The 12,694-nt window shown below is 41.7% G+C and carries 10 protein-coding genes, 1 pseudogene and 1 other annotated feature (1 of these 12 only partly in view); of the genes and pseudogenes, 3 read left to right on the top strand and 8 right to left on the bottom strand.

From position 1 onward, the window contains the following. Window positions 1–71: 71 nt before the first annotated feature. On the top strand, window positions 72–896 hold the full coding sequence (gene hisJ / locus DSM465_RS0102925; RefSeq protein WP_008880898.1) for a histidinol-phosphatase HisJ: 825 nt from the start codon (window positions 72–74) through the stop codon (window positions 894–896). A gap of 26 nt (window positions 897–922) precedes the next feature. After that, window positions 923–1,399 carry a GAF domain-containing protein gene (locus DSM465_RS0102920; protein WP_008880899.1) on the top strand — a complete coding sequence of 159 codons (477 nt, stop codon included), beginning with the start codon at window positions 923–925 and terminating at the stop codon, window positions 1,397–1,399. A 52-nt stretch (window positions 1,400–1,451) separates the two neighbouring features. Here the strand turns inward: DSM465_RS0102920 and DSM465_RS0102915 are convergent, their stop codons facing one another. Then, entirely contained in the window at window positions 1,452–3,287 is a 1,836-nt protein-coding gene (locus tag DSM465_RS0102915) for a sensor domain-containing diguanylate cyclase (protein ID WP_029760599.1), read from the bottom strand. A gap of 332 nt (window positions 3,288–3,619) precedes the next feature. Here DSM465_RS0102915 and rpsD point away from each other — a divergent pair, with 332 nt between their 5' ends. Next, window positions 3,620–4,222: a 30S ribosomal protein S4 gene (gene rpsD, locus DSM465_RS0102910; RefSeq protein ID WP_008880902.1), complete on the top strand. Its 603-nt coding sequence runs from the start codon at window positions 3,620–3,622 to the stop codon at window positions 4,220–4,222. A gap of 494 nt (window positions 4,223–4,716) precedes the next feature. Here rpsD and DSM465_RS0102905 read toward each other — a convergent pair whose 3' ends face one another. From DSM465_RS0102905 to tyrS, 7 genes and pseudogenes are all read right to left on the bottom strand, one after another. Beyond that, entirely contained in the window at window positions 4,717–5,748 is a 1,032-nt protein-coding gene (locus DSM465_RS0102905; protein WP_008880903.1) for a ketopantoate reductase family protein, read from the bottom strand. 277 nt (window positions 5,749–6,025) lie between these two features. After that, the gene (locus tag DSM465_RS0102900; protein WP_051358512.1) at window positions 6,026–7,603 is read right to left on the bottom strand and encodes a sodium:solute symporter family protein; all 1,578 of its coding nucleotides are present in this window, start codon (window positions 7,601–7,603) and stop codon (window positions 6,026–6,028) included. A 13-nt stretch (window positions 7,604–7,616) separates the two neighbouring features. Further along, on the bottom strand, window positions 7,617–7,745 hold the full coding sequence (locus DSM465_RS20050) for a hypothetical protein (RefSeq protein ID WP_008880905.1): 129 nt from the start codon (window positions 7,743–7,745) through the stop codon (window positions 7,617–7,619). A gap of 121 nt (window positions 7,746–7,866) precedes the next feature. Then, on the bottom strand, window positions 7,867–8,700 hold the full coding sequence (locus tag DSM465_RS0102895) for a BKACE family enzyme (protein WP_011887984.1): 834 nt from the start codon (window positions 8,698–8,700) through the stop codon (window positions 7,867–7,869). Between the two features lie 194 nt (window positions 8,701–8,894). Next, window positions 8,895–10,355 carry a sigma-54 interaction domain-containing protein gene (locus DSM465_RS0102890; RefSeq protein ID WP_011887985.1) on the bottom strand — a complete coding sequence of 487 codons (1,461 nt, stop codon included), beginning with the start codon at window positions 10,353–10,355 and terminating at the stop codon, window positions 8,895–8,897. A 135-nt stretch (window positions 10,356–10,490) separates the two neighbouring features. Further along, a pseudogene (locus tag DSM465_RS18125) lies at window positions 10,491–11,251 on the bottom strand (IS982 family transposase); the annotation flags it as partial. A 127-nt stretch (window positions 11,252–11,378) separates the two neighbouring features. Further along, a complete protein-coding gene (tyrS, locus tag DSM465_RS0102880) occupies window positions 11,379–12,638 on the bottom strand; it encodes a tyrosine--tRNA ligase (protein WP_008880909.1) in 1,260 nt (419 codons plus the stop codon). A gap of 54 nt (window positions 12,639–12,692) precedes the next feature. After that, window positions 12,693–12,694 (bottom strand) — a binding site (T-box leader); it runs 223 nt beyond the window's last position.

The raw sequence follows: 12,694 nt of genomic DNA, 5'->3' as shown, positions 1-12,694 counted from the left end.
AAAATTTTTATTTTTTTTACAAGAATCTTCAAGATTTTTGCTATGATACAAGGGAAAGGGGGAAAACCGCCTTGCGTGACGGCCATATTCATACACCGTTTTGTCCACACGGAAGTCCTGACCCACTTGAGCAATATGTGGAACGGGCGATTGTGCTCGGCTATACCGACATTTCCTTCACTGAACATGCCCCGCTGCCAGAGCGGTTTGTTGATCCGACGCCGGATCGGGATAGCGCGATGGAGCGCCGTCAGCTTGAACGCTATTTAGCCGCTGTGGCTGATGTAAAAGCGCGCTACCGAAACGACATCACGATCCGCGTCGGACTTGAGGTCGACTTTATCCCCGGCTGGGAGGAAGAAACGGTTCGATTGCTCGATGAAGTTGGACCGCTGCTTGATGACAGCATTTTATCGGTCCATTTTTTAGCGCACAAAGGTCAATATGTATGCATTGACTACAGTGCTGACATGTTCGCCGACATCGTCCGCCTGTTCGGTTCCGTCGAACATGTTCACCGCACCTATTACGAAACGGTGCGCCAGTCGATCCGCACCGACATGGGCCGCTATAAGCCGAAACGCATCGGCCATCTAACGCTTGTGCGGAAGTTTTGGCGTCGCTTTCCGTGCCCAGATCCGATGACTGACCTCGTTCTCGCCATTCTCGATGACATAGAGCAGTTCGGCTATGAGATCGACTATAACGGCGCCGGCGCTGCCAAACCGCTCTGCCTCGAGCCATACCCGCCCAATCACCTCATCACTGAAGCGCGGCGGCGTGGCATTCCGATCGTTTACGGCTCGGACGCTCATCGTGCAGCCGACCTGCATCAAGGGCGGGACGTGATGGATCACGAGGCGCTTTCGATTGACAATCGCCAAGCGTCGTCATAAAATGGGTCAAAAAGGAGGGCGAACAAATGTTTCATCAACTAACCTACAACGGGACACGCGAAGAAAACTATGCGCTCGTCATCGAGCAGCTGAAGGCGCTCATCGCCGGCGAACCGAACATGATCGCCAACTTGGCGAACGCTTCCGCCCTGCTCAACCAGTTTCTCACCGACATCAACTGGGTCGGGTTTTATTTGGCAGATGGCGATGAGCTTGTGCTCGGTCCGTTCCAAGGATTGCCAGCATGCGTGCGCATTCCGTTCGGCAAAGGCGTGTGCGGCACAGCGGCTGCCGAGCGGCGGACGGTCGTCGTTCCCGATGTGCACCAATTCCCAGGCCATATCGCCTGTGATGCCGCATCCCAATCGGAAATCGTCGTGCCGCTCATTAAGGAAGGTCGCGTCATCGGTGTCCTTGATATCGACAGCCCGATCAAGAACCGCTTTGATGACATTGACCGCCGCTATTTAGAGCAATTCGCCAGCGTGCTCGTTTCAGAATAAGCGAAAATAGCGGTGAGCGCGAAGAAGGAATCCGCCTGTCCGGATTCCTTTTTCACCCTCTATATAGATGGTCACCATCATGAACGAAAATGGTGTTTTTCCCTGTTTCTTTTGCCATATACAGCGCCGCATCAGCCCGTTTGAACAGCTGTTCTGCATCATCATGATCCTGTCGTCTCCACGATGAAAGACCGCATGAAACGGTCACGGACGGGACCGTATGCTCTCTCACTTTTTCAACGATGCGGCGCGCAATCGCTATCGCATCCAAAAGCGCCACCTTTGGCAAATAGACGGCGAGCTCTTCTCCTCCCCAGCGCGCCGCTATATCGCCATCGCGAATGTTAGTGCGGATCATCTTCGCCACTTGAACGAGCACATCATCGCCGGTTTGGTGGCCATAAGTATCGTTGATCTGCTTAAAATTATCGATATCAATTAAAAGAAACGACCCTAACGCATCCTCTTCCATCGATTTTTGGATCGCCTCATCTAAATAACGGCGCGTATACAGCTTCGTCAAATAATCGGTGACAACCAATTTCTCAAGTTCTTCGCGCAAAATCGCATTCATAAACGCCAGTGTCGAGTGTTGGACGAGCGATTGCAGCAGTTTAAACATCTCAAAGGTGAATCGATACGTCTCATAGGCAAGCACGATACAGACGCCTTTCATTTCTTTATTTTGCATCATTGGCGCCGCCATAATGGAACGAAACGGTCCGAAATCGGACGTGCGTACATCGCCGGCAAATAGAATATCATTTCCGCTTAGAAGCCGTGCTTCGACCCATTCGACATACAGCGCCGACAAGTCATTATAAAAAAATGGTGTGCTTCCTCGAAGAAGCTCACGTTTGCCGTCAGCAAACAAGAAAAAGCCGACCTCGTCCGCGCCAAACGATTCTTTGATTTGCGACACCATATACTCGATCGCTTCACACAGCCGCGGCCGGGCATTCAGCTGACGCATCGTATCGTTAATGAGTTGCAAATCGGCAACGAGCCGGCGCGATTGCTCATACAGTTTGGCGTTTTCCAACGCCCTTCCCGCCGTTCCCGCCAACAACGAAATAAAATTGATTTCCCGCTTTGGAAATGGGGCGGCATACGGAGCAATGATTTGAATCACCCCGTATACGGCCTGCACCCCTTTAATGGGGGCATATAGCACTGAACGCGGCGGTGCGGCTGTCTCCTCACATTGCACCTGTCCGGTCAAAAACGCCCGCAGTGCCGCCGGTTGCCCCTCGCTTTCATCCAAGGCAAGCGTTTTAATCGGCAAATTCCCGCACACATGGTTATCATGCGATAAGAGGAGATGGTATGTAAACGCTGGGTAAACATTTTGCAGCGTGCGGATAATTTCTTCAAGCACATCGTCAATTTGCATGGTGGAATGGATTTTCGCTGCAAAACGGTGCAACTGCTCATACCGATTCTCCTCGCTCGTTCGTTGCGAAAGCGCACTCAACTTGCGGAACAATGAAGACAAATCCGTTCTCAGCACTTTCAACCATTCACGGTCGATGTGGCGCTCTTTTCCATACATAAGCTCAAGCATCGCTCGTGTTTCTTCAGAAAGCAGGAAAAAGAGGCGGACAACTATACACGGCCCGCCATCATCTATCACGACGATCTCCTGCTTTTCCTCTGCCACGATCGATTCTGCCGCCGGCATCCTGCCTGCCGCTGCTTCTGGGCAAAAGGCGTCACAGGATGGGTCAAACAAATACAATACGGCTTGTTGCAACGCCAACTCTTCTTTTAACATCACAAGCAGCTCGCCCGCCGCCACAGAAAACGGCTCATCCCCCGAAAACGCTAAAAACCAGTGGAAAAATTCCCGCTTAAACGATTCATATCGTTTCGTTTCTTCCTGTTTCATTGTCTTTCCACCTGAACTGATATCATCACTTTAAAGCGAAAGAATGAGTAGCATTTTTTTCTAAAAATTTCATCTTTTATTATATCATATAAGCAGCAAAGAAGGAAATTAAAATATTGACTTTGCCCTTTAAAAATCATATAATAGCCTTTGTGTAAAATATAGCAGCCTTTGTGCACACCTTTATGGTTCATTTTGTTCCTCGGTGCTCCGAGGTGTATCGTGTAACTCTTAGCTGCTAGAGCGAGGATACATGAAAACAAAATGGCCATAATTGTTGGCGCACGTCTGCTTTTATTTTACGGGAATAAAAGCATAAGGAGGAGCAAAACATGGCTCGTTATACTGGCCCAACATGGAAAATTTCCCGCCGCCTCGGCATCTCGTTAAGCGGCACGGGGAAAGAATTGCAAAAACGTCCGTATCCGCCTGGTCAACATGGCCCAGGCCAACGGAGAAAATTGTCGGAGTACGGTTTGCAGCTCCAAGAAAAACAAAAGCTGCGCCATATGTACGGCGTCAACGAGCGCCAATTCCGCAAAACGTTTGACGAAGCGGGCAAAATGCCGGGTAAACACGGCGAAAACTTCATGATTTTGCTTGAATCGCGCTTGGACAACCTCGTTTATCGTTTAGGGTTGGCTCGTACGCGCCGTCAAGCTCGTCAGCTCGTGACGCACGGTCACATTTTAGTTGACGGCAGCCGCGTCAACATCCCGTCTTACCGCGTAAAACCGGGACAAACGATCGCTGTCCGCGAAAAATCGCGCAACTTGCAAGTCATTAAAGAAGCGATCGAAGTGAACAACTTCGTTCCAGATTATTTGACGTTCGATCCAGAAAAACTGGAAGGCACGTACACTCGCTTGCCGGAGCGTTCTGAACTGCCGGCAGAAATTAACGAAGCGCTCATCGTTGAGTTCTACTCGCGTTAATAAAGCCAGGTTCTATAGTTCAACATGTAAAAACCCCAAAACCCTTGAACTACAAAGGTTTTGGGGTTTTTCGTTTATATTCATTTTTACGAAATAATGTTTTTAGAACCAACGCGATAGATTTAAGCTAAAATTTTATGTGGACAGCTGTTGATTTAAATATAAATTTTTATCCACTGATACCATTGAGGCCTAAATAACCAACTCAGATACGATGTTCTTCGGTTAAAGTTGGAATTAAGTCGCATTGTCGCTCCACGCATTATCATTTCTTTTTTAAAATCCTTATATGAGAGCCTGTAAAGAAGTTTTGAACACTGTGACTGTTATCAGCCTTTTCGTTTCTTCCGTATTTTTTAACCTAAAAAATAAAAAACATCTATTGTCTTAAATTTTATTATGAAAAAGGATTCTGATTTGATAATCGGATTCTTTTTCACAACTCAATAACTATACCATGTTATTACAATCATCCACAATTTAATTTCTATTTATTACCTTTTAACCTTTAATGAATCAAATCTTTCGATATTGACAGAGAAATCTGGAACGATTTTTTGTTCTTCGGCCTTTTTTACTAATTCCACAACTAGATCGTTATAAGGGGTTTTCATTCCAACAAGCCGACCTTTTGCACTTACATGTCCATTAATGTAGTCAATCTCTGTTTTTTTTCCTTTTTCCAGATCTTGCAGCATACTTGCTTTTAATTTTGCATGTGGGGTCCAAACTTCTTTGTAAAAATCCATTTTATTCGGAATATCTTTTTCATCCTTTAATTCAAGAAATTCAAAATCTTTACCTTGCATGGGCACCATTTTGACTCCTAACGCTCGGGCAACCTTAATGGTTTCATCAGCGATATGAGCAAGACTATACATTGCTCTTTCATTGAATAAAACCTCACCAAATGTACATCCTAAAGCTGCAGACATCCCACTAAATGTCGCATTCATCAAAAGTTTTGCCCACTTAATTCCTAAAATATTATCAGACACTTTACAATGACCAACCAAACTTAAAATTTCTGCAATTTTTTGAGCCCTAGGTGTAATCTTTCCGTCTAGTTCACCTATATCAAACGCAAACTTTTGAACGATATCCCATTCAGTTGTTAATTCTGAAACTCCCGGTCTTAGCCAAGTAGCTCCAAATCCAACAGCCCCGCCAATTGTTCTATGTTTTCCGACAATATTAGCAACATTGTCTTCTGGAACACCATTTTGAAGTGTACAGACTACACTATCTGTATGTAAGTGTGGAAGTAATTGATTTAATGCCACATGATTATACATTTGCTTTGTTAAAAGGAATACAATATCATATTTATCTTCCAACTGTTCTGGTGTTAAGGCGTTTACTTTTACATGTTTTTTAATAAATCCTGTTATTTGTGCACCGTTTTCATTCAACGCTTTTACATTTTCTTCATTCGCATCAATCAAATCAACATTTTGTCCGCCTTCAGTTAAAAGGGCACCAATAATCGTACCAAGTGAACCTGCTCCTACAATTGCTATTCTCATTATATCTCCTCCTCGTAATTAAATAGACATTGTATTATTGATCTTTTAATTGCTAAACCATTCATACAACAGTATTCCGTTTAATAATTTAGCTTTTAAACAAAGGAGTGAATTTGAAAGTTTATTATCTGTAATGAGCACTGACAATGTCCGGTTTCAAATTCACTCCGAATCATTTGATAGAATATTCTAATAATTACACGTACTATATCATTAAATGTTATAAGATCTGGATCATGATTTATGCTTCTTTACTGAGATAATAGTCATTTTACAATTATGCCTTTACCTCGTGATTTATTGAGTCGTTTGCTAGTATGTCTGTAGAACCATCTGCTCCTTCATTGCGAATAATATTTAATACCTTTTCTGTAGACGGACTTACTTCCACCTCAAAATACGGCTCGTATGCTTCAAGTGGTGACTTTTTCCCGATAATAATAGATAGTAATACTGCGATAAAAGATACAACTAAAGAAACTAAGAATGGATTTGTGGCTCCAACAATATGTGCAATAATGAAAGCTACAAGCCCCACAATAACGTTTGCGTAAGCAGCAAGACGATTCATACGTTTTGTATATAATCCTAATAACACAACAAAGAAGAATACTGCACCAAATGCCCCATATACATAAGTAAATCCCATAGCCAGTAGTACTGGTGGTTTTATTGCACTAAGCACTGCTAAGAACCCAAGGGTTAAGACTAAATAGCGAAGCTGTTTTTTTCCCTTTTCATCATGAAAATCCTTATCGGGAAATAAATTTCGATACAAATCATAGTATATTGATGTTCCTGCATGTAAAAGCATTGAGTTTGCAGTAGAAATCGCTGCAGCACATAATGCAACTAGTGTAAATGCACCAACTATCGGGTGAGCAAATTCTGTAATAACGGTTGGCATAATATAATCAGTTGTTTGCCCAGCCGGTAAACTTGGTATTAGCATTTTTGCACCTAAACCAATAATGATTAACGGAATAAATATTAAAGTTAGTATAAGAACTGATAACATCATTTGTAAAATTGCAGTTTTTACATTCTTTGGTGCCATCATTCTAGTCACCCAGTGTGGCGACACAATGGCACCTAATGCGTTCGATAGGAAAATGGAACAAAGTGCACCAAATCCAAATCCGCCAACAGGTGATAATAAAAGTCCTTTTGGAAGACTTTCTCCACCTTCGAACGTAGGCGCAGTTGTAGTAGCTAAATTTTCATAAATATTTACAAATCCACCAGTTGAATATAATACAGCAAAAGCACCAAGTATAACACCTAAAACAATGATTATGGTATTAACAGAGTCCGTAACAGAAACTGACCAGAATCCTCCTATACTTGTAAACAATAAAAAGAATAAGAAACCAAATAAAGCTATTTCATATTGAATTCCCGTAATCGTTGAAAAAACAATCCCAAATCCAACCACTTGTAAATGTACAAATATAAAGTAGCCTATTGACATCAACAATCCTACAATGGCTCTAAGCGGACTTCTCTTTTGGAAAGGTTCATACCGAAGATGGATAAACTCAGGAAAAGTCCTTGGAGGGTTTTTCGGTCTTCTAACTTTATAAGCAACAATCGGGATAAATGCTGTTGCTAAAAACCATCCAGCTATCCAGCCAATAATAGCAGACACACCATTACTATATAAATAACCAGGTACTCCCATTACCGAAGCTACACTGACCCATGTTGCAACCGTGGTAAATACACCAACCCATAATCCCATTCTGTGCCCGCCAGTAGTAAAATCCGCAAAAGTCTCGACTTGTTTAAGACTTCTTAGGTTCAAAACAATTATAAAAAATGTATATAATACAAAAACAAAAATGTACCAAAACACACATATCACCCCTTCATTTAAATAATTTACCTGTAGCTCCCCAGCGTTCAACACCTGATTTTTCTATCCGGTAACATAAAAACGTACCTAATAATAGTGATACTAAAATTGATCCTAGCCAACTTAAAAGAGCAATAAGCATACTATTTACCTCCTTTTCAGTCTGATAATTTAAAATGGAGTTTCACATGGACTCAATTTGGTTGATTCCTTTTTTACATAAATCAATTTCTAATTTTATTCTTCTAGACACTTACAAAAATTTAACTTTTTAAACCAAGAATTTCTCTTGCTTCATCCGGTGTAGCAGGTTCTTTGTTGAATTCTTTAATGATTCTTACTGCCCTTTCTACAAACTCTGCATTTGATTTGGCAATTCGATTCTTTGAATAATAAATATTATCCTCCATTCCTACACGAATATGTCCACCTAATGCTAGAGTTGCAAAAAGAATTGGCAAATGACCTTTTCCGATTCCAAATGCAGACCACGTGCAATTTTCAGGAAGTAAACTCTTTAAATATACTAGATTTTCTACAGTTGCTGCAGTTCCGCCCGGTGCACCCAGCACAAATTGAAAGTGAACAGGTTCTTTTAAAACCCCTTTTTTCACATAATATAAAGCGTTGTAAAGCATACCTGCATCAAATATTTCTACTTCTGGCTTTACATTATTTTCAATCATCGTTTTACCTAATTTTTCAAGAAAAGGAGGGGTGTTATAAAATACGGTTTTATGCATCCAGTTCATCGTTCCTGCATCAAACGATGCCATTTCCGGTTTAAGTTCAATCAAATGAGCCATTCGTTCTTCATCTGTTGCATTTAAATCCCCGGATGTTGTAAGGTTTAGTATGATATCAATATTTTTTTCTTTAATAAGTTCAACAGTTTCTGCAAATCTTTCTTTATTCATCGTGCCTTGCCCGTTTTCATCCACCATATGTAAATGGGCAATGGCTGCACCTGCTTTCCAAACTTCATAAACGTCATCTGCAATTTCTTGAGGTGTTAATGGAATATTTGGGTTTTTGTCCTTGGCAGGAAATGCACCTGTCAAAGCTGCTGTAATAATTACTTTGTCCAAAAATACCACTCCTTTCATTTTCTCATTCATAAGAAATGCAATAACCGTGCCAAATGAAAAACGCTTTAAGACAGGTGTTTTCGTACTTTCAAAAAAAATAAGTGATGAAATATTTCATCACTTATTTTTCTATTATGTAAAACAGGGACTTTTTACATATATTCATAGCTTTTATGGTATCGTTTTCATTATGAAAAGAATCATCAGCTTTGATGACGTATTTCATCAATATTTATTCCATATTTCTTTAGCTTTTTTACTAATGTGGATTGGTCTATTTTTAATTTTTTTGCCGCTTTTCTAGTAGTTCCTGTATTCTTTAATACATCTATTAATATTTCTTTTTCAATCTCTTGAATAATTTCTTTTAATCCTTTTTCGGATTTTGTGATATCTAACATTGTGTTTGGAAACATAATTTTCTCAATTTGATCTTTATTAATCACTGTTTGGTCATCAGAAATAATAATTAATCTTTCGATAATATTCTGTAACTCCCTCACATTACCCGGCCAATCATAATTCATCAACAATGAATATGCCTCGGAAGATAAAACCACTGATTTTCCATACTTTTTATTATATTGTTTTAAAAAGTATTCACCTAAGGCATATATATCTCTTTTCCTCTCCCTTAAGGGCGGAATTTCAATGGGAAAAACATTTAATCGGTAATATAAATCTTTGCGAAACTTTCCCTCTTTTACTTGTTGAGACAAATCTTTATTTGTTGCTGCAATAATTCGAACATCTAATTTTTGAATTTGGGTTCCACCTACAGGAACAACCTCTTTTTGTTGCAGAGCCCTCAGTAATTTTGGTTGAATTTCTAATGGAATGTCCCCTATCTCATCTAAAAAAATGGTACCACCATCTGCGAGTTGAAAAAGTCCTTTTTTGGCTTTGTCTGCACCAGTAAAAGCCCCCTTTTCATAACCAAAAAGCTCAGATTCTAACAAATTAGTAGGAATTGCAGCACAATTCACTTTAATAAACTGCTTATTCTTCCTCGAGCTCTTTTGGAAAATTTCATTTGCAATGACTTCTTTTCCTACACCGCTCTCTCCAGTAATTAAAACAGTAACATCTAGTGGGGCAATTTTATTAATTAAATAGATTACATCACGAATCTCTTCGCTATCTCCAATAATCCCAGTATTATTGAAAAATTGTTTTTTATAATATTCGTTTTCTTCTTCCTTCTTTTTTCTTTCTTTTTCAACTACTGCCATTTTGTTTTCTGTTACTATTAATTTTTGCCTCATAATTTCTAAATCAGAAATATCCCTCTGATTAACCACTACATAGATGAGTTCATTGTTTTCATCATATATCGGTTTTCCTGTAATTAACATTTCTACTCCATCTTTTGCCTTTCCAATGGAACTAATAATCTTGTTTTCCCTTCGAACATGAGGTGAAGTAGAATTTTTAAATATACCTTTTGCTTCTAAATCATCCACATAATGGCCGACAACATCTTCATATTTAAGACCTGACATTTTTGTATACGCTTCATTAACGTAAAGAATTTTACATTCGTTGTCTGTAATGAAAACACCATCGTATAAATGATCTAATGCTATTTTGTAAACACATTCATGCTGTAGCATATGTTGATTATTCATTGGAAACCGATTGATATGTTTAAGGTCTGGAACCATTTACATCCCCCACTTTTAATCAATTTATTCTAATGTGCATTCTCTTGAACAATATTATATCACTTATTTTAGTAATAATATTAATTTTCTCAATCTTATAACCATTATTTATATCCCCCTGGTGCTAGTGGAGCGTTAACACTCAACTAACCGAAGAACAACAAAGGAGTAAGCCAGTAAAATCCCATCGAGTGCCGTTTCAAATCCCGAAATCGAGTTCGCTCGAATCTCGATGAGCCAATACAAATCGCTGAAAATCGAAAACACGGTTTCAATCACTTTGCATTTTCATTTCATCCGCTGTTTCCATGAGATGGATTGGCGAATTCGCTCATTTTTTCGAACGGGCACTCAAAAAGCAACTCGATGCTCTTTGTACAGCTCCTTTTGTAGTTTTTGGCTGATGTACTCTTTGTCCACCTAGGTTTATGGATGTAGAATTTGCACTATGATGGTTTCAGCGGCACCCGATCATACACAAGATGCTTCATTGATGGCGTATCCCATCGGAACTCCTTGATTGCTGATCTGCGGATAAAGTTTGAAAACGATCTTTTTCGAAGCACAATAGCCAATATCCGCTTCTCTACGAAACCGTTTGGTGCGATCCATTCGGAATGGATGATATAGCTTAAGCGGCAAACTGTCCACGATCGCATACACACGGTGTTGTCCACGCTTGGCCAGCTGGTGCTGCCCCACTTGATGGCAAAGTCAAGTGCTCGACAACGACAGTTGTGTCAAGAACATTCAGGGAACAAGCCCTTGGAAAACTAATTCCTGATCACAAACTGGTGCCAAACCTGTTCGGAAGTGAAGCCTAACAACTTTCCAAGTGCACGAATCGTGATGATAACTTCTTCTTTCTGTTTCAACAAATGGAGAAAATGAATTTGATTGAGGTAATTTTTAAGAAGGTTTTTTAAACACTGATATATCAAGTGAGATGAAACAATTGAGTTCTACTCGCGTTAATGCGCAAAAAAAGCTCCGAAATGCCGATGCATTTCGGAGCTTTTTTGTTTAAGCGTAGCGGATTAAATAATACTTCTTCTTGCCGCGGCGGATCACGGTAAACCGCCCTTCCAAACGGTGTTCGGCCGTTAAGACAGCGCCGACATCTTGGATGCGCTCGCCGTTGACATAAATCGCACCGTTTTGAACATCTTCGCGCGCCTGCCGCTTCGATGGCGAGATGCCGGCAGCTACGAGCAGCTCGACGAGCGGGACGTCGCCTCCTTCATGGACAAACGACGGCACGTTTTTAAACCCTTGCTCGATTTCCGCAGCCGTCAGTTCGGCAATGTCGCCGCTAAAGAGTGCTTCTGAAATACGAATCGCTTGATTGAGCGCCTCTTCGCCATGCACGAGCTTCGTCACTTCGGAAGCAAGCGTTTTTTGCGCCACCCGCTTCTCCGGCGCTTCGCGCAGCTCTTGTTCAAGCGCGTCGATCTCTTCTTTTGTCAAGAACGTGAAATATTTTAAGTAACGGATCACATCGCGGTCATCGGTGTTGATCCAGAACTGGTAAAACTCATACGGCGACGTTTTTTCCGGATCGAGCCAAACCGCGCCGCTTTCCGTTTTTCCGAACTTCGTCCCATCGGCTTTCGTCACGAGCGGAACCGTCAAACCAAATGCTTTCGCCTCACCTTTCGTTCTGCGGATGAGCTCAAGCCCCGCCGTGATGTTGCCCCATTGGTCGCTGCCACCGATTTGTAGTCGGCAACCTTCCGTTTCGTACAAGTTGAGGAAGTCGTACGCCTGCAGCATCATATAGCTGAACTCGGTAAACGAAATGCCCATTTCAATGCGCGACTGCACCGATTCTTTCGCAAGCATGTAATTGACGCTGAAATGCTTGCCGATGTCACGCAAAAACGAGATGACATCAAGCGGCCCGATCCAGTCGTAGTTGTTTTTGATTTTCGCTGGATTGCTCTCAGCCTCAAAATCAAGAAACCGCTCGAGTTGCGCTTTGATTCGGGCGCTCCACGTCTCGACCGTCTCCTTGGCGTTGAGCGTGCGCTCGCTTTTTCTGCCACTCGGATCGCCGATCAACCCGGTGGCGCCGCCGACTAAGGCGATCGGTTGATGCCCCGCCTGTTGGAAACGACGCAAGGTCATGATCGTGACCAAATGGCCGATATGCAAGCTGTCTGCTGTCGGGTCAAACCCGCAATAAAGCGTCACCTTCTCCTCATTCAGGAGCTTTCGAAGCCCATCCTCATCCGTCGTTTGATTGACAAGTCCGCGCCATTGCAGTTCTTCAAGCAGGTTCATGTTTTTCTCACCTCTTTAATGAATGTCGTCAAAAAAGAAAACACCCGCCCTGCATG

The sequence above is a fragment of the Geobacillus thermodenitrificans subsp. thermodenitrificans DSM 465 genome, assembly GCF_000496575.1.
Taxonomy (GTDB): Bacteria; Bacillota; Bacilli; order Bacillales; family Anoxybacillaceae; genus Geobacillus; species Geobacillus thermodenitrificans.
This window is presented reverse-complemented; position numbering and strand designations above follow the sequence as displayed.